Annotated in this window: 17 protein-coding genes; 14 read left to right on the top strand and 3 right to left on the bottom strand. The window is 60.9% G+C overall.

Going from position 1 to position 16,802, the window contains the following annotated elements:
* Window positions 1-332: 332 nt before the first annotated feature.
* Complete coding sequence (locus tag F759_RS0113205) at window positions 333-800, bottom strand: hypothetical protein (protein ID WP_027800274.1); 468 nt, start codon at window positions 798-800, stop codon at window positions 333-335.
* Between the two features lie 254 nt (window positions 801-1,054).
* Here F759_RS0113205 and F759_RS0113200 point away from each other — a divergent pair, with 254 nt between their 5' ends.
* The 14 genes from F759_RS0113200 to F759_RS0113135 all read left to right on the top strand — a co-directional run bounded on the left by F759_RS0113200 (window position 1,055) and on the right by F759_RS0113135 (window position 15,422).
* Window positions 1,055-2,104, top strand: coding sequence for a CpaF family protein (locus F759_RS0113200; protein ID WP_027800273.1), 1,050 nt, complete (start codon window positions 1,055-1,057; stop codon window positions 2,102-2,104).
* A 71-nt stretch (window positions 2,105-2,175) separates the two neighbouring features.
* Window positions 2,176-2,514, top strand: coding sequence for a conjugal transfer protein TrbC (locus F759_RS0113195; protein WP_244438820.1), 339 nt, complete (start codon window positions 2,176-2,178; stop codon window positions 2,512-2,514).
* Window positions 2,507-2,818, top strand: a complete 312-nt coding sequence (locus F759_RS0113190; RefSeq protein ID WP_084534252.1) for a VirB3 family type IV secretion system protein — start codon at window positions 2,507-2,509, stop codon at window positions 2,816-2,818. Before F759_RS0113195 ends, F759_RS0113190 begins: the two co-directional genes overlap by 8 nt.
* On the top strand, window positions 2,812-5,274 hold the full coding sequence (locus F759_RS0113185; protein WP_027800270.1) for a VirB4 family type IV secretion system protein: 2,463 nt from the start codon (window positions 2,812-2,814) through the stop codon (window positions 5,272-5,274). The genes F759_RS0113190 and F759_RS0113185 overlap by 7 nt, the downstream gene beginning before the upstream one ends.
* Window positions 5,275-5,291: 17 nt before the next feature.
* Window positions 5,292-6,026: a type VI secretion protein gene (locus F759_RS0113180; RefSeq protein ID WP_027800269.1), complete on the top strand. Its 735-nt coding sequence runs from the start codon at window positions 5,292-5,294 to the stop codon at window positions 6,024-6,026.
* 18 nt (window positions 6,027-6,044) lie between these two features.
* On the top strand, window positions 6,045-7,091 hold the full coding sequence (locus tag F759_RS0113175) for a type IV secretion system protein (RefSeq protein ID WP_027800268.1): 1,047 nt from the start codon (window positions 6,045-6,047) through the stop codon (window positions 7,089-7,091).
* The gene (locus tag F759_RS0113170; protein ID WP_027800267.1) at window positions 7,088-8,503 is read left to right on the top strand and encodes a TraI domain-containing protein; all 1,416 of its coding nucleotides are present in this window, start codon (window positions 7,088-7,090) and stop codon (window positions 8,501-8,503) included. Before F759_RS0113175 ends, F759_RS0113170 begins: the two co-directional genes overlap by 4 nt.
* The gene (traD, locus tag F759_RS0113165; RefSeq protein ID WP_027800266.1) at window positions 8,500-10,371 is read left to right on the top strand and encodes a conjugative transfer system coupling protein TraD; all 1,872 of its coding nucleotides are present in this window, start codon (window positions 8,500-8,502) and stop codon (window positions 10,369-10,371) included. Before F759_RS0113170 ends, traD begins: the two co-directional genes overlap by 4 nt.
* 8 nt (window positions 10,372-10,379) lie before the next feature.
* Window positions 10,380-10,898, top strand: coding sequence for a hypothetical protein (locus F759_RS0113160; protein WP_027800265.1), 519 nt, complete (start codon window positions 10,380-10,382; stop codon window positions 10,896-10,898).
* 22 nt (window positions 10,899-10,920) lie between these two features.
* Complete coding sequence (locus F759_RS0113155) at window positions 10,921-11,139, top strand: hypothetical protein (protein WP_084534251.1); 219 nt, start codon at window positions 10,921-10,923, stop codon at window positions 11,137-11,139.
* Window positions 11,129-11,734 (top strand): DUF4400 domain-containing protein, encoded by a 606-nt coding sequence (locus F759_RS0113150; RefSeq protein ID WP_027800263.1) that lies wholly within the window; start codon window positions 11,129-11,131, stop codon window positions 11,732-11,734. The genes F759_RS0113155 and F759_RS0113150 overlap by 11 nt, the downstream gene beginning before the upstream one ends.
* Window positions 11,735-12,103: 369 nt before the next feature.
* Complete coding sequence (locus tag F759_RS0113145) at window positions 12,104-12,973, top strand: hypothetical protein (protein WP_027800262.1); 870 nt, start codon at window positions 12,104-12,106, stop codon at window positions 12,971-12,973.
* 12 nt (window positions 12,974-12,985) lie between these two features.
* Window positions 12,986-14,677 (top strand): ATP-dependent helicase, encoded by a 1,692-nt coding sequence (locus F759_RS0113140; RefSeq protein WP_027800261.1) that lies wholly within the window; start codon window positions 12,986-12,988, stop codon window positions 14,675-14,677.
* 16 nt (window positions 14,678-14,693) lie between these two features.
* The gene (locus F759_RS0113135) at window positions 14,694-15,422 is read left to right on the top strand and encodes a hypothetical protein (protein ID WP_027800260.1); all 729 of its coding nucleotides are present in this window, start codon (window positions 14,694-14,696) and stop codon (window positions 15,420-15,422) included.
* Between the two features lie 89 nt (window positions 15,423-15,511).
* Here the strand turns inward: F759_RS0113135 and F759_RS0113130 are convergent, their stop codons facing one another.
* Entirely contained in the window at window positions 15,512-15,904 is a 393-nt protein-coding gene (locus tag F759_RS0113130) for a bactofilin family protein (RefSeq protein ID WP_027800259.1), read from the bottom strand.
* A gap of 11 nt (window positions 15,905-15,915) precedes the next feature.
* Entirely contained in the window at window positions 15,916-16,740 is an 825-nt protein-coding gene (locus tag F759_RS0113125; protein ID WP_027800258.1) for a hypothetical protein, read from the bottom strand.
* Window positions 16,741-16,802 lie beyond the last annotated feature (62 nt).

The raw sequence follows: 16,802 nt of genomic DNA, 5'->3' as shown, positions 1-16,802 counted from the left end.
GCTGGGCAAGGGAAAGCTGGCTCTTCCCTTTAGTGAGGACCGTTAGCCGGCTAACGGTCCTTTTTCACTTGTCGTAACGGAAAAACTATCCGAGAGCGAAGATGGACGCTATTAATTCACAGGGCGCAACAATCTGCGAGGGTATCGTCCATACGTCATAAATCTCCTCTAATGGCATAAGTGAAATTGCAGCCAAAAGATACGCCGAGTTCCAGGCTTTGCCTTGCATTCGCGAAAAAGCCTGCAGGGCCTCAGCGAGTCCATAGGCCGTCAGACCTGCGAGCGGCGATGCCGACCTTTGAGTGTTGGGTCTTCGCGCTTTGATCTGCGACTTACTGGCGCTGACGAGAAGCCCGCGCATCAAACGGCTCGCCCTGACGGAACCGGTCAAGACGGTTGCTCGCCTCGGCCATCGCCGACATGGGTGCGCGCCGGAGCTGCTCGTCGTACATGGTCGCGATCAGGGCGAACTGCATGAAGCCGTCGTCGTCGAGCAGCCAGACGCCCGACTCGCGCCCCCGATCGAACGCTTCCGAGATAACGGTCTCGGCGCTACGCATCTGCTCAACTGTTACGTCACCGTACCCCAGATCGGCCAACAGACCAACGAGGATCATCGCCTGGCACAGGGTCTGGGCGGTGCTCACATTCCCTTTTCCACGCCGCATGGCATCGAGCGCAAGGTGAATCTGAAGAGAGAGTTCATCCGCCGCCGCGCGAGGCATTGGCAGCAATAGCGTCTTGCCCCGGCGCGCATTGGTCACGTGAGAGCGTCGCGAGTAGTGAATGTTTCTCGTCATCAAGCGGAACATTAAACGGTGCGAAGTCAGATTCCATACAGGCGGTTCTGTTCGCAAGGGAGTCAAAAGCTAGACGATTATGGGGGTCTTTCTGACTTAAGACCGTAAGCCGGCTGTCCGGCCGCGGGCCGGGGTCCACACCCCGTTGGGGGTCTATGGTTGTTCAGCGACGAAAGTTCGCCGCGCGCGAAAGCTGTCTCATTTCATGCTTCTTTCCGTGCGCCGCGCGAGCAGCCAGTCTGAACAATAGCAGCATGTCTTACGATACCGAAAATCCCCTGCTCAAGGTGCGCCCGCTCGAGGAGAGCGCGGTGCGGATGTTCTTCGAGTCTGTTCTTCCGTTGCGCGAACAGTTCGAAGCGCCCGACGTTGCCGAAATCATGATCAACAATTTCGACAGCATCTGGGTCGAGCGGCGCGGGGCCATGCATCGGCTCCCTCTGGTTCTTAACCAGGCGACCCTCAATGGCGCGATCCTGTCATTGGCCGCGTCCGTCGAGAAGTCAGCGCGTGCAGGAACCTCACAAGGCATCATCAACGCGGGTCACAAGGGCCTGCGAATCGCCGCCGTGATGAGGCCGACCGCGATCGACGGCCATGCGCTGTCGATTCGAAAGCACCGCGAATCGAACCTCTCTTTGCAGGACTACGTCGCGATGGGGGCGTTCTCCCGCGTAAATGCACGCAGCCAGCGCAACGACGACGACCTCTTTCATCCTGGCATCGAAAACGAAGCGCTCATGGAAGCGGTTCGCCAGCTTGTCATCCGGCGCAAGAACATCCTCGTTGCGGGCGGCACCTCGACCGGTAAGACGACGTTTCTTAACGCGCTAGGTGCAGATATACCGGCCGACGAGCGCGTCATCAGCATCGAAGACACGATGGAACTGAAGCTGCGCGTGCCCAACCTGGTGCGCCTGCTCTCGAATCCGGACAAAGGTGTCACGACCCAGGCGCTCGTGGCGCTTTGCCTGCGGTTCCGACCGGATCGCATCATCGTTGGTGAAGTGCGTGGCGGCGAAGCGTACGACTTTATCCAGGCGCTGAGCACCGGTCACGATGGTGGCCTCGGATCCATCCACTCGAACGACGCCCGCGGCGGGCTCAGCCGGCTCGAGAGCCTCGCCATGCTGGGCATCCCGACGGGTAGTCGCTGGGAGCTCGCGGACATGCGCAAGGCTATCGCGGACTGCTTCCATTACGTCATCCATCTTCGCCGCTCAGGCGAGTTGCGCCACGTATCCGAGATCGTCGAGATCAAGGGCTTTCAGAACGGGGATTACATCCTCAATCGCGTTTTTTAACTTACCGGAGTGATTGCATGAAGAAGTACGTCTCACAGTTTTTCGCGACCGCTCGCACGCGCGTGGACGCTATGCGTCAGTTCATCTGGTCCAGATTCCTGACGCGCCGCGAATTGCGCACCACCCTGGTCGCCGCCGTCCTCGCGGGATTTGCGCCGTTTGCGTCGGCGGTGAGTCTGGACGACCTGGGATCTGCAACCGACGCTATCTGCCTGATCTCCGCGTACATCAGCGGTCCGTGGCTCTTCGTCATTGGCTGCGTGGTGATCATCCTGGCCGCAGTCGCTATCGGCAGTTCTGAAAGCACCATCGTCAAGGTGATTTCTACATGTTTCGTCGGCATTGGCATCGCCGCATGCGCGGTACCAATCATGAAAAACCATTTCCACATCAGCTACACCTGTGCGTAAGCCGACAAAGGTCAGCCGCGGTCTTTCGCTGCCCCGTCAGATGGGCGGCGCCGACCGCGGACTCGCGATTGCCAACGGCACGATGACCGTGCTGCTCTGTTACGCCAGCATGACCCCGACATTTCTTGTCGTTGGTATCGGGGTGCACTGGCTCCTGCGCTGGAAGAGTTCGCGCGATCCGTGGTGGCGGCAGGTCATGCTCGTCTATAACCGCTACGCGGATGTCTACCGGCCGTGGCCCTCATCAAAGTCGTCGGCCCGATTCAAACGCCCCTATGGGTTCGATCAGGATCTCCCATGCTGAAAAAGAGACTCGCCGTCCGGTCAATCCAGGAGGTCGCCCCCTGGGCCACGATGGTGACGCCTGAGCTTATCCTTGACAAGGATGGCTCGCTGCTTGCCGTCTTTGACTTCGAAGGCGTCGATGCAGACACGCCTAATGTGGGCGATATCTCGGCCGCGCGCGACAACCTCGACCACGCCTGCAAGAACTTCGACCATCGTGTTACGGCGTGGTGGAGGCTTTCTCACAGGCGCGTCCAAGGCAAGATAGACGGCGAGTTCAACTCCGACATCGATGCGCACATCGATGAAATTAACCGCAGGCATGTGGGCAGCGGCAAGTACTTCCGCAACACGCACGCCCTCGCGCTCGCCTTTACGCCCGAAACCGGCGTGAACCGGGTGTTCGACAAGATCGCCTATCACATGACGGTGGGCGGCAAGTCGATGCTGATCGCCATGATCGAGGCCTTGAAGGATTCGCTGCTCGCGCGCAGCGCGTTTGTGTTCGATCTCGAACGGTTGACGTCCGACATCAAGCGCTTTGAAGGTGTTCTCGACGCATTCAGGGGCGGTGTTACGCGACTCAGGATGAAGCGGCTCTCGCTCCAGACGGCGCTGGCCTTCCTGCATCAGTCGGCGAATCCCTCCGTGCCACCGCGGCGCGTTCGATATCCGGTGACGATGCTCGACTCTCACCTGACCGAGAGCGAGATCACGATCGGCGCCGAAATGCTGATGTTCGAATCGGCGTACGGAAAGCGCTTTGCCAAGATAGTGGCCGTCAAGGAATGGATGGGATTCCAGGAGGCGGCGCTTGACGTGCTCGGCGAGGTCGATGCGGAGCTGGACGTTTGCGTAATGTTCCGCTTCCTCGATACGAGCAAGGCGAGCGGGTACGTCGACACGATACGCAAGTTCTACAAGATGGCCGCGTTCAACCCGTGGGCGATGATCAAAGCGTACTTCGCAAAGGAAGAACAGAAGAACGACAAGGGACGTGAGACGCTCGCCGAAGAGGCAGAAAACGCACTCGCGAAGATACAGGCCGAAGGCCAGCAATTCGGTTTCGCCAATGTGTCGGTGGTCGTCTACGGCAACACTGTCCAGGAATGCGAGGATGCGACTCGTGAGGTCGTAGGTCGGATCGGTAACGCGGGCTTCGGCGTCATCATAGAGCGGGACAACCTCTTTGCGGCATGGGCGTCCACCATGCCCGGCCGATGGGACCAGCAGCGGCGATTGCAGTTTGTCGAGACCGCGACGGTGTCGGACATTGCTCCGGTTCGCGGCGTGGCCGAAGGCAGCGACGTAAACGCATGGCTGACACAGCAGTCCGGCCGGCGCACAGGCCCGCTCACCATGCTCCCGACGCGTCACAAGACGCTACAGCGCGTGAATCTGCACATCCCGGGCGGCGCATCACATCTGCTTGTGCTGGGCCCAATCGGCATGGGCAAGTCGATCATGCTCAACTTCCTGATGTCGCAAACGGGGCGCCACGGCGCGCGGCGTGTCCGCTTCGACAAGGATCGCTCCACCCGTATTTCGACCGTGTTGGCGGGTGGACGGTTCATCGACGCGACTGGCCGCTTTGAGGCGGCCACGTCGGTCAATCCACTGTCCCTGCTGCACGACAAGAAGCACTATCCGTATGTTGCCCAGTGGGTGCAGATGGCGATCGAGGACGATACGTTCCGCTGCACCAAGCCGCAGGAGCGGGAGATTTTTGATGCGGTCGTGACGCTTGGGGATGGCTATGGTCCCGAACTGTGGACGCTGTCGTTCCTGAATACGCTGCTTTCCATTGAGTTGCGCGACCGGCTATCTGTGTGGACACAGGGCGAGAAAAACGGCCGGTTCTTCGACCACGCAGAGGATGCGTTCGAGCTGTCGGACGATATCTCGATCGAGATGGGCGACCTGTTCAACAATTTCCCCGTCGCGGCCGCGCTCTTCATGGACTACGCGTTCTACCGGATCGCGCAGTGGCTCGATGGCAAACGCTACACCGTGATCGAGGTGGAGGAGGCCGGATTCTTCTTCCAGAACGAGCGCTTCTATAAACGGCTGGAAGTGTGGGCTGTGACCATCCGGAAGCTGAACGCTACCTTGATGATGGCGACACAATCGCTTGCTCAGGTAGCCCGAATCGCGGACTTCGAAGTACTTAAGGAAAACATTCCGAACATTCTCTATCTGCCAAACCCCGACGCAAAAAACAACCTCCACCTGTACCGGGACAAATTCGGTCTCACGATGAGCCAGATCGACATGGTGGCCAACGCCGTGCCGAACCGCGATTACCTATGGGTGACGCCCACGCAGACCCGGATGCTGCAGGCGAGCTTCCCGAAGGAAACCCTCGCCGTGCTCCGGTCAGACGGCCGGGCCCAGTCCATCCTGGACAAGCACTTCACGTCCGGTGCGCAGAACTGGAAACAGAATTACCTCGCAGAAATGATGACACTCGACTGACCCAACGGGGACCAACCATGAAAAAACTATTTGTACGCCTGGCCGCGGCCGCCGGTCTGACGTTTTTCGCTTCGCAGGCCGCTTATGCGCAGTTGACGGTCATCGACCCGACCAACCTGATCCAGAACACGATTACGGCCTTGAAGTCGATAAAGACCGAGGTGTACCAGGACAGCAACATCGCCTACCAGTACCAGATGATGGCAAACCAGATTTTGCAGGCAACCAACCTCGATCCCACCGCGATGAAAGCGCAGTACGACGAGATTACGGGTGACATCGACAAGTACAAGAAGCTTGCCAGCACGGCAACGGATCTCTACGGCGATCTTCAGGACGGCGGTCAATGGCTGAACCATGTGCAGTCGCTGATCTCGCGATCGGGCAAGTCAAACGCCGAGTGGTTTGCGGACATGGCTTCGCTTTATAACCAGCGCGACAAACAGGCGACCCAGCTTCTGCAGACTGGCAACAGCGTGATGACGCATATCCAGTCGCTGGCGAAACGGCGCCAGGATCTCCAGTCGCAAATGGCGTTGACTCCGACCGCCCAGGCAACCGCGGAACTGACCACGCATTACCTCGACATCGTCTCAAGTCAGATGAGCGACATGCTCCAACTCGCGGCAGGCAAGCAGCAGAAGGAGGCACAGCAGGAATCGGCGTCTAACGCAGATGACAAGAACAAGGCCGCATCGGCGAAGGCGTTCCTCGACCAGCAGGAAGCCGAGCGCGCGGCTTACGGATTCTAGGACGGATGGGCCCCGACCATGTGGCATAAATTCAGGCGCATTCTCGCTGCCGTATTGCTTCCTCTGCTTTTGCTCACCGCGCCGGCGGCGGCATTCGCCGATGATCCGCAGGTACTTCCCGACGGCACGGTCGTACCGGGAAACTCGTCGGGCAGCACGGCGACGACTAATGCTAGTTCGTATGTCAAGCCGGGGGAATTTGCGGCAGGTAGCAAGCAGGCGATGGACCGGATCACAGCGCTGTTCTCGTCGGTGATGAGCACGGCCGTGGCGATCAGCGAGCAGATCAAGCCCGAAGCGGACAAGTTCGCAGGAGGCCTTGGTGTGATCACGCTTGTACTGGCCGCTGTACGCTTCGCAGCGACGAGAGATCCGGTCATGGCATGGCTCGGGTTCTTTGAAGAGGTCGGCATACTCGGGATTTTCGCTTCGTTTTATATCGAGTTCGCCCAGTTCGGACCGGGCTTCTATAAATGGTTCCTGTCGCTGGCGAACACCATCTCCGGTGCCGACATGTCGAGCTCGCTGAGTATCATTGGGAATGCGGCGGGGCAGATTCTCGATGCGGTCGTGAAGGCGTTTTCCGGCGCCGGATGGACCGCGATTTTTGGGGTGCTTATCGCGGTGGTGCCGCTGCTGTTCGCATGGCTCGTTCTGTCTGTTACCGCCGTCGTATTCGTTTTCTTTATCAACCTCGGTCAGTTGCAGTTCGCATGCGGCGTCGTCATGGGGCAGATCGCATTCGCTCTCGGCTTTTCATCCTTCACGCGGGGGTACTTCAAGACGTGGCTCGACTTTATGGTCAGCGCGGGTATGTACGTCGTCGTTGCCGCGATCCTGATGCGTCTCGTGACTCATAGCCTGATCGAGGCGGTCCAGGACGCGGCCGGGAAAGGCCTAACGACCACCGGGGCAAGCGGCTACGTGTTCGACCTCGCCATCTTCGTGTTCCTGGTGTCGTTCGAGATTCCAAAGATCGCGGGTATGTTTGGCGGTGGCGCGAACGCGAGCGGCGCAATGGTCGGCAAGGTCGGCCGGGCGCTTACCGGAGGGTTGATGCCATGAGCGGGCCCACGGCAATTGGCGCGGCAGCACTGCTGGAACAGCACCAGCGTCGTATTGACCTGATAACGCAGTGCGCCAACGAGCCGAACAGGGCTGAGTTTGACCGCAAGTGGCTCTCGGTACTGCGCGGTTGCGCAGCGTGGTTCTCTACGCTCCCGCTCAGCCCGCAGCTTTACCATGACGCCGGCGGGGCATTTCGCTGCACCATCGAAACGGCCTTCTTCGCGATGCGGCTCGCCAGCGGGCGGAAGTTCGGTACAAACCTGCCTTCAGAGCAGCGCAGGCGGATAGAGCCGCAGTACAACTACGCAGTATTCCTTTGCGCAACGTGTTCGAGACTCGATGAGCCTTACCGGCATTTCCAGATCTTGCGCGACACTGACCGGGTCGAGTGGAATCCGTCGATTCACGGCAGCCTCGAGCCGTGGCTCGGAAATTCGCCCTACCGGATCGTGGTCCGGCCGGTACCGCTGCCTGTCGAGCGCATGCGCACGGGCATGCTTGCGCAGGTGCTGATCGGCTCGCAGCTGCTTGCCGGGCTCGACGGCGAAGTGCTTGCGGAGACGTTCGGGGCGATCAATCCAGTTCCAAATCCGCAAGGCATCGAGACCCTTTTGCACAAGGTGGTGCGTGAAGCCGTCAACGTTGCGGACGAGTCGGACCGGAAGGCGCAGCGGGGCGTGTTCGCGCCGGTGAGCTATACCGTTCCCTCGGCCGTACAGGTTGCTGCCGAACTGCAGCCAGTTGTCGCGTCGGTGCCCCCGCCAGCTTCACCGTCAACGCCATCGTCAACACCGCCGTCACCGTCAGCCGCGGCCTCAGTACCGCAAGATGCTCCGCAGGCGCCGGCAGCGGGGGACGCGGCCGTCGAGGAGCCGTCTGCGTCGCCTTCGCCGCCTGGGGCGGCCGCCGCGCCAACTCCGATGCAGGCGGCGGAAGGCGCATCTCCAGCCCGATCGGCAGGCACGTCGGCTGAGCGCATGGCCGCTTCGCCCACGGCGCGCGCGCAGTCGTTGCATGAAGCCATCGGTATCACGCGAGAGCCGGACCCGGCCCCCGCGCCGGAGCAGAAGCCGATCGACCCGACTGTAATGCGCGCGACTCCCCGAGCGGCCGACACGCGCGAAAAGCCGGAAGCGCCAGCAGGGTTTGACGACGTGCTGAAGGGTCTCCCCAACTCCGTTCGTGAACTGTTCGTCGCACTGCGGGAGGACGTCATCGCGGGCTCAGCGAAGGTCGAGTGGAACGACAAGGGCCTGGTGATTGGCAAGCGCCTTATCGGTAGTTACGGGCTGGCGTCCAGCACGCTCGTTGAGCACATGCGCAAGCGAAGTCTGATGGTTGCGGATGGCTCTACTGACATTACGCTCGCGCCACGGGCGGGCCAGCTTATTCTGGAGCGACCGGCGTGACAAGTTACATCAACCACTTCCGACCGATATACGAGTTCCGCGCGGCTGTCTTCTGGCTCGCTGCGTGCGTTTTACTGCCGCTCTCGGGCATGCCGTACGCGTGGGCATTCATGCTCGTTGGTCTCTCGTTCCTGCTGGTGCGCTCCCTGCAGATCTGGAGCGCGCTCAAGTTCCGCATGGCGATTTCGACCAAGTGGCTCACTACGCTGCAGGTGCCCAAGCTGCTGCAGGTCCAGAAGCGCATGCGCGAAGAGGCGAACTCAATGTACCTGGGCATCGGCTACGAATGGACCCAGAAGCATTGCCAGATCGCGCACGACATCCTGCGCATGCCGACGACTGACATACCGGGCCTGCCGCGATGGCTGAACAAGACGAAGACGGGTCGCAGGATCGAGGAAGCGATCGAGGGCATCTTCGCTCCCAAAGACAGTATTCGCGATGTCATGCCTCAGGGTTCTTCGTGGATACACGGCATGGAACCGAAGAAGGCGCTCGTTCCGTTCCACTACAAGGCGATGGGCGGCCACACCCTGGTGGGAGGCACGACCGGTGCCGGCAAGACGCGCACATACGAGGTGATATCCACGCAGGTCATTCACCTGGGCGACGTGCTGATCATCGTAGACCCGAAGAACGACGCCGAGTGGAAGCGCCGGGTCGAGAAGGAGTGCGCGCGATCCGGTCGCAAGTTTCTGTACTTCAATCAGGCCAAGCCGTCAGAGTCGATCCGCCTGAATCCCATCGAGAACTGGTCGCAGCCCTCGGAAATTCCGAGCCGGATCGCGCAATTGATGGAAGAGGGGCCATTCCGCGATTTTGCGTTCCTGTTCATCGACCGCGCCGTCAAGGGCGAACTGTACATCGGCGACAAGCCGACTTTGCGCTCCATCCTGAAGTATGCGCAGTCGGGGATCACCACACTGCTTGAGAAAAGCCTGAGGCGCTTTTTCGTGGAGCAGGGGCTATCGGACTGGGAAGAGCAGGTCGCAACGGAAACGACTCGCCAGGGCGCGCGCAACAACGGCGCCGGGCCTATCGACGCCATGATCGCGCTGTACACCGCGCGGTTTGCGGCGCATGAGCGCGGTCATGAAGCGATCGACGGTTTGATCGCGACCCACGTGCACGACCGCGAGCACTACATGCGCATCATTGCGTCGGCCCTTCCTCTGCTGCAGATGCTTGCCACCGGCGAGACCGGATTGATGCTCGCGCCTAAGGCCGACGACTTTGACGACGAGCGTGAGATCTGGGATATCGACAAGATTATCAAGCAGAAGGCCGTCTTTTATATGGGCCTGGATTCGCTGTCGAACAACATCGTCCAGAAGGCGATCGCATCGATGATCCTTTCCGACGTGGCGGCAGTGTGCGGCTCGATCTATAACTTCTACGATTCGCCACCCGAGGTGGTCCTCATCATCGATGAAATCGCGGAGGCGATCAACGAACAGGTGATCCAGATATTGAACAAGGGGCGGGGCGCCGGCTTCAAGGCGTTCGTCGCCTTTCAGGCACGGGCGGACCTGGAGGCTCGCCTTGGAAATGCCGCGAAGATGTTGCAGGTTTTGGGCAATTTGAACAACCAGATCATTCTACGCTTGGAGGACAGTGATACAGCGCAGTGGTTCTCGGACAAGGTCGGTGAAACCGCCATTCGGAACATGACGATCACTGGCAGCACGAGCACCGGCAGTGAGGCTCACATCGGTGAGTTCACCGGCGGGGTTTCCCGTTCGCTACAACTGGAGAAGGCTCCTCTGATTCCCACTGGCCTGATACATAAACTTCCGAACCTGCAGTACTTCATGCGCATCTCGGGCGCAGCTGTGTATCAGGGACGTATTCCAATCCTTCAAGGCTAACCAAACGCATGTCTGCCGTATTCAAAAAAATCATCCGCGACTACAAGCTATCGTCCCGCCTCGTCCCGGTATTCACGGTGGCGCCGGAGCTTGAGCTCGCCTGCGCACGTGTGGCCGATTTCATCGGGGAGAAGTTCATTGGCGAGTCAGAACCGCTCGTCAAGGAGATGCTCGACGGTGGCCTCGCGGCGTACAAACGGACGCGAAAGACGGGGAACCCGCATGTGGCATTCATGCAGGGTCTGTTCGCGGGCGCGCATCTGCTTTACGCGCGCCGGTACGTCGCCCGGGACGGCGAGCGCTATCACGTATGGCCGCCGATGCTTGAGCCGGTCACGCAGTTCGAGGCGCGGCACGTGGCGCTCGGCACCGAAATGGTCGACGAGCAATGCCCGGAGTCCGTCACGCAGCGTTCCGCTGCTTTCCAGCTAGCGGCTCGCGCACTGACCGGCGAGCATTTCAGGCTCTATTTCGAGGACTATGATGTCGCCCACACTTTTCCTGATAGCCAAGCTGTCGCGGGTTGAGTCGGACGTCGCTCGGCGCGCGATGTCCACAGCGAGGGCACAGGACGAGGTCGACGCGCCGAGGCCCGCTGAATTTTCCAGGGGCAGCGGCGCGATGGTCTACGCGCTGGCCCTGTTCGTCACGCGCCGGCCTGCGCACTTCTGGCTGGGGCTAAGCGGGCTCGTCGCGTTCCCGATCTACATTCTCGCGAGGATCGTCACGAACCTGCTGGAATGGGGTGTCCACACCTATGGCCAGTAGCCGCTTTGTATCCCACATAAAGTGGTGGTTCTTCTTCGTGCCGCTGATAGCGGTACTGGTCATGCCTGCAATACCCGACCGTTCATGGTTTTCGATCAAGGACGAGGAGGTAAAGTCGGTGGTCTCGATAGTCGGGGCTGACCGGGCGGACGAGGCCGTGGCTCTGACCAATGCCCGTTTCAGGCGCTGGTTTGTGCAAAGCGGTCTCGTGCGGTCGACCATGAACGCGGCCGGCAGCGGAGAAATCAGTGATGGTGGCATGTCGGACCTCGCGCAAGCCTGGGTGCACAACTTCTGGCTGGAGATCTACCGCGTGGTCTATCGCGCGACCGTGATGAAGCTGTTCGTTCTCGGCACGCTCGTGTTCTGTGTTGCCGCCTTCGTCGACGGTACGGTCCGGCGCAAGATCAAGGCATCGGCCGCGGGCTTCGCTAGCCCGCTGTCGTTCCATCTGGCCGGGCATGGCATCCTGCTCGTGTTCGGCGTTTCGTTCGCCGTGCTGGTCCTGCCGGTTCCGATCTACGCGCAGTGCTGGATTGCGGTCGCCGCGATCCTAGGCGCGCTTTTGTGGAAAGCGGCCTCGTCGTATCAGTAGAAACACCGGGGAAAGCTATACGGTTTTCTGTAGCTTTCCCAGTTAGGTCCGTTAGCCGGCTCGCCCGAGACGTGTTTTTGCACCTATCAATCCCTGTCCCGACCCTCCTTCGCTTTTCGCGCCTGTTAGTCGGTTGCACGCCGACCACAAACTCCCTCATATCGTAGGCCCCCTTCGAACGCCCCCATCGAACGCCGTTGCGTAAAGTGCGCGCTGCCTTCCCGTTCGTCGCTACGAAGCCGTCCAACGATGAGCTGCCGTTAAAGCGGCTAGAAATTGACCACGTTTTACCCGGCGATCAACGTCTGCCGCGCAAACAATAGAGTTCATGCCGCGCGCGGGCGCGTGCACTTACCAAGGGACACAAATATGAGCGCCATCACCGAAGAGTCGAAGCCAGACGCCGTCACTGAACCTGTTGAAAAGCCAGTGGGTGTTATCGCGGCCGCGGGAGATGCAACCCCGGTCGAGCCGGCGAGCCTGGTCACCGACGGCGCGGACGGCGGTGAAATCGAGGCCGAACTCCAGCAGATGGAGGACGCTGCAAACACCCTTCAGAAGGAAGGGATGATCAGCGAGTCGGAAGCCGCGGAAAAGCGCGAACAGGTCGCGCGTACACGAAAGCTGTTCCGCGAACTCTCGCCGGCAGAGCGCGTAGCGATCGTGCAGCGCCGCCGGGAGATCGGCCGCGAACTGATGAACAGGCAGTTGTCCGGCGCTGCCGTCGTGCAGGCCACCGTGCGGCTGAACCATACCCGTCTCAAACCGCTGTTCGAGCAGTGGTGGCCGTATCTGAACCGCATGAGCATCAATCTGCAGCGCTTTGGCCGATCCACCTTCGGCACGGAAGATCTCGGCACCGTCACCGCCTGGTTTGAAAAACAGGTCGGCGAACTTGAAGCCTACGTCGAAGAGCAACTGAACGTAGCTGCTGGGTTTCGCGAGAAGACGGAGGGCAGAATGAAGGAGCAGGGCGACATTGTGTTCGCGCCCACGGTCACGAAGCCTTCGCTCGATATCCAGGTCGAAGCCTACTCGCGTTTCTCCATGCGCGTTCTCTCGCTCCTGCTGAAGTTCGACAAAGTGATGGATCACTTCGACTTCCTGGTCTGGAACGGCGTGCGCGATCAGTCGGACGTGGACGAGGAAACCACCCGCTTCCTGCGCAAGTTCCATCCAGTCGGTGTGCGCGGCTACATGACCCACTTGCGCCTGATGACGACGGTGCGGGGCCGCTAACCGGAGCCTTCAATGCTTGATGGGCTCAATCCGCAGCAGCGCGAGGTGGCGGAACTTCGCCGGCACTGTGTCGCCATTGCATGTCCGGGCGCGGGCAAGACTAAGACTATTGCCGCGAAGGCAGCATTGCTTCTTGCCGATCCGCACGCAGTTGTCGGCGCGGTGACGTTCAGCAAGGATGCGGCCGTGGAGCTGCGCGACCGGATTCTCGCATTGGCCGGTGGCGGCGCGAGAAGCCGGCTGATCGCGGGGACGTTCCATTCGCTCGCGAACCGACAGCTGGGCAAACGCGATATTGCGACGGATGGGGACCGCGCAGGTCTTCTCGCGCGCGTTCTCGCGGAGCTTGGGCTTCAATGGAAGGTCGACGAGGTGATTCCGGTCATCGAACGGATCAAGACCAACTTTGGGCGCGTGGATGCCAACAGCCCCGACGCCCAGCTGTACCATGCCTATCAGGAAGCGCTCACGCGTAACGGCAAGATCGACTTTCAGGACATGCTGCGACTGTCCGTGGCTGGCATGGAAAGCGGGGACATCGAACCATACCGGTTCACCGATCTGCTCGTTGACGAATTCCAGGATACGGACCCGCTGCAATATCGGTGGGTCGAGCTTCACGCAAGCGCGGGCGCGAACGTCACGGTCGTCGGTGACGATGACCAGAGCATCTACGGCTTTCGCGCCGCGCTCGGGTTCCGCGGAATGGAGACCTTCGCAGAATCATTCAGCGCCCAACGCGTCGTGCTGGGTAGCAATTACCGCTGCCGCACTGAAATCCTGTCGGCGGCCGATCGGGTCATCCGGAACAACGTCGAGCGCGTGGCGAAGGTGCTGCGGGCTGAACGCGGCGCCGGAGGCGCGATTGCCACGCGCCGCTTTGACGATGAGTACGCAGACGCTGTGGCCGCAGTCGAGCAACTCCAACCCCAACTCGGCGCGGGTAACTCGTGCGCGATTCTCGCGCGCACCAACCGCATTCTCGACCCGATCGAAGCCGTTTGTCGCTCTCACGGTGTGCCTTACTACCGTGCCTCCGGTAGTTCTGTGCTCAACCGGCCTCAGGGCGCGCTGATGTGCAACCTGCTGCTGGTAGTCGAGGGGCGCAAGCAGAATGGGCTGGACGCGGTGCTCGGGTACACCGGTATGAGCTCGACGCATCTCAGTGCACTGCACCGGGACATGGGCGCGGAGCTTATCCAGCGAGCAAAAAAGGACCTCGTCGGCCTCGGCTTGCCGGAGGACACGGCAAGCGCGTATCGCGCTTTCATGAAACGGCTCGCGGAGTGGACGCAGATGTCCGAGCGCAAGTTCTATTCGCTGGCGCTCGACGGGGTCCTGGAAATGATGATGACTTACGCCCGGGACGATCATGCGAAGCGCGCGATCCAGGCAACATACGATGTACTGTCGCGCCTGACCGGGACGTTTGGCGAGCGCATCGAGTATCTGAAACGTGACAACAACAAGCCAGCGGACGGTGCACTGGTGCTCACGACCATGCACAGCTCGAAGGGACTTGAATGGGATCACGTGTGGATCACTCGCGCCGAGGAAGGCGTGGTTCCCGACGAGAAAGGTACTGAATCGGAAGAGCGTCGGCTTTTTTATGTCGCCATGACGCGCGCTCGGGACACACTCACCATCGCTACGATCAAGAAGAACCCGGTCTCACGATTCGTCATCGAATCTGAGGTTCGCTGACTCAATGGAGCTGTCAATGCTGAACCGCCTGTTCGGCGTGCTGGGTTACGTACCGGCGTCGTCCCTAAGGATTGTCCCGGAGGACGCGCAACAACCCGCGGTAGAACCGCCTGCGCTCCATCGGCTCTCCATCCGGGAATTCGACTATGGGCGCGCTAGCGCAGACGCCCAGTGCTACTGGCACTCTGATGGGGAAGACTTCCACTACGCCCTCGGTCGCGACGATTGGGCCCCGCTCGCAGTCGCCGGCTTCTGTCTCACGTCCAGTCGTCAGTGCCTGGCGTGGCTCGACGAGAGCTTGCGGGTGCGCACCGGGGTAAGCCAGGATGTAATCGAGGGGTGGCGCCGGGCGAACCGGCCCGTGCTGGAAGCATACGGATCGAGGCTGGACGAGCGGGTTTCCTTCCCTTCGCGGCAACAGGACACCGGTATCGCGGAAACGGACACCGTGCCGTTCATCGCGGTGACGGAAATGGCTGAACTATTTGCGCTGGCGTGGCAGCGCGCGCACCTCAATTCCCCGTTCGTGTTCCTCGGTAACTCTGCTCCGTATGTGGCCCTCGGCGGCCACCACGTTTTGCGCGCTGTTCGTGATGCCAACAAATACGCGCTGGAGCGAACGCTTGAATGGCTCGCACTGTGGCTCGAAGCCCGCGGGCTGACCGTTGATCGCCGCAGGCATGTCGTCCACATGCCCGGATATCAGGCACTCTACTATCGTGGTTCCGCGGAGATGTGGGATTAGATCGATGCATCGCGCCATGCGTCGCAGTAGCCAAAAGAAGAAGGGGCGCTCCATCCGGATGCGCCCCTTCTTGATGAAAAGTGGGGTGCTCAGGTGTTGCCGGCGGCCGCACGTGAGAGCTGCTGGACGTTGCTCGAGTTTTCGATCGTCAGTTCGCTCTTGCGCTTGATCTGACCTTCGAGCGATGCTCGGGGACCCAGCCGGATCGTCCCGTAATAGTAGACGTTGCCTTTCACGCGCCCGTTGATTTCGAGCACGCCTCGCGCGTGTACGTCGCCCTCGACCGTCCCGTCGATTCGTACGTGCTCGCCCTCGACCTGACCTTTCACCATTCCGCCCTGGCCGATGTGAAGCAGCCCCGAGTTCGAGACGACACTTCCATCGACAATGCCGAAACTGCTGAGACCGTGGTCGAGGATGACATTTCCGTGGATGGAAAGTCCGGTGGAAAGCAACGTTACGTTAAGTGGTTGCGATTTCATGGGAGACCTCATCAGAACAGTTGAACATCGCCGGACTTCGTGGCCGGTGCGGTGGGTTGCGCAGGTGGCGCTGCGGGTGCATCGTGGGCCACAGAAGAAGCCGGTTCGCGGTGTGGCTTGATGTGATGAAGAGGACGCAACGCGGGACGCGTCGCCGCAGGCTGCGCACTCTCGGCCTGTGGGGCTGGGTTAGTTGCGGTGTTTGCCGCATCTCGCGTGGCGGGTGCAGAGTCCTGGCGCTGGGCGGGCTGAGCGGCGACGGATTCAGAAGCTTGTGGCTGCGTCTGGCTAGCGGCTGCTGTCGCGTGTGTCGCTCTGATAGGCGAAGCCGCGGCCTGCGTCACTGTGGTGGGCTGTATGTCATGCGCGGGCGCCACTACTACTGGCGTCGGAACCGCAAGGGCCTTTGGGTCGACATGAGAGAGCGGTGTGCGTCCGCCCGTCAGCGCAGTGTCGAGATCGCCGGAGGTCAATGGTCGAGGTGGCGCGGCGCTAACCGGCATGTCAGCGGATGCGGGCTGCTGGGCCACTGCTGGTGCAGGTCGGCCGGGCGTCTGCGCGTCGTGCGGGACGTGAGCCGTCGCATGCATCGCCTGCCAGATCCGGGCGGCGCTCACGCCACCTGCACCGGCGATTGCGGCGATAGCAAGCGCCAGCAATGCGGGTCGTCCAGCGCTGCGCATCTTCGACATGAGCGCGCGGGCCGGAAGCAAACCGGGCGTAGGACGCTCCGGTGCGGGCAGCAGCGGCATGGCCGCGGTATGGCGGGCAAGGTCGATGATGACGGGCTGAGCCGTATATTGCGCGTGCAGCGCCTGAATTTCTCTGATGTCCATTTCCTCTCCAACAGGGTGATGGGGCGAGCGTATCCATCCGGCAGCAAGCTCAAGTGCCGGCA

The organism is Paraburkholderia dilworthii (assembly GCF_000472525.1).
GTDB lineage: Bacteria > Pseudomonadota > Gammaproteobacteria > Burkholderiales > Burkholderiaceae > Paraburkholderia > Paraburkholderia dilworthii.
Note: the sequence above shows the minus strand (reverse complement) of the source record. Positions and strands in the feature narration are given on the sequence as shown.

Excerpts from the sequence above, each read along its gene's own strand:
- F759_RS0113145 (WP_027800262.1), top strand. The coding sequence starts at position 12,104 with ATGAGCGCCATCACCGAAGAGTCGAAGCCAGACGCCGTCACTGAACCT.
- F759_RS0113180 (WP_027800269.1), top strand. The coding sequence starts at position 5,292 with ATGAAAAAACTATTTGTACGCCTGGCCGCGGCCGCCGGTCTGACGTTT.
- F759_RS0113185 (WP_027800270.1), top strand. The coding sequence starts at position 2,812 with ATGCTGAAAAAGAGACTCGCCGTCCGGTCAATCCAGGAGGTCGCCCCC.
- F759_RS0113155 (WP_084534251.1), top strand. The coding sequence starts at position 10,921 with ATGTCCACAGCGAGGGCACAGGACGAGGTCGACGCGCCGAGGCCCGCT.
- F759_RS0113150 (WP_027800263.1), top strand. The coding sequence starts at position 11,129 with ATGGCCAGTAGCCGCTTTGTATCCCACATAAAGTGGTGGTTCTTCTTC.
- F759_RS0113195 (WP_244438820.1), top strand. The coding sequence starts at position 2,176 with ATGCGTCAGTTCATCTGGTCCAGATTCCTGACGCGCCGCGAATTGCGC.
- F759_RS0113130 (WP_027800259.1), bottom strand. The coding sequence starts at position 15,904 with ATGAAATCGCAACCACTTAACGTAACGTTGCTTTCCACCGGACTTTCC.
- F759_RS0113140 (WP_027800261.1), top strand. The coding sequence starts at position 12,986 with ATGCTTGATGGGCTCAATCCGCAGCAGCGCGAGGTGGCGGAACTTCGC.
- F759_RS0113200 (WP_027800273.1), top strand. The coding sequence starts at position 1,055 with ATGTCTTACGATACCGAAAATCCCCTGCTCAAGGTGCGCCCGCTCGAG.
- F759_RS0113125 (WP_027800258.1), bottom strand. The coding sequence starts at position 16,740 with ATGGACATCAGAGAAATTCAGGCGCTGCACGCGCAATATACGGCTCAG.
- F759_RS0113170 (WP_027800267.1), top strand. The coding sequence starts at position 7,088 with ATGAGCGGGCCCACGGCAATTGGCGCGGCAGCACTGCTGGAACAGCAC.
- F759_RS0113175 (WP_027800268.1), top strand. The coding sequence starts at position 6,045 with ATGTGGCATAAATTCAGGCGCATTCTCGCTGCCGTATTGCTTCCTCTG.
- F759_RS0113135 (WP_027800260.1), top strand. The coding sequence starts at position 14,694 with ATGCTGAACCGCCTGTTCGGCGTGCTGGGTTACGTACCGGCGTCGTCC.
- F759_RS0113160 (WP_027800265.1), top strand. The coding sequence starts at position 10,380 with ATGTCTGCCGTATTCAAAAAAATCATCCGCGACTACAAGCTATCGTCC.
- F759_RS0113205 (WP_027800274.1), bottom strand. The coding sequence starts at position 800 with ATGACGAGAAACATTCACTACTCGCGACGCTCTCACGTGACCAATGCG.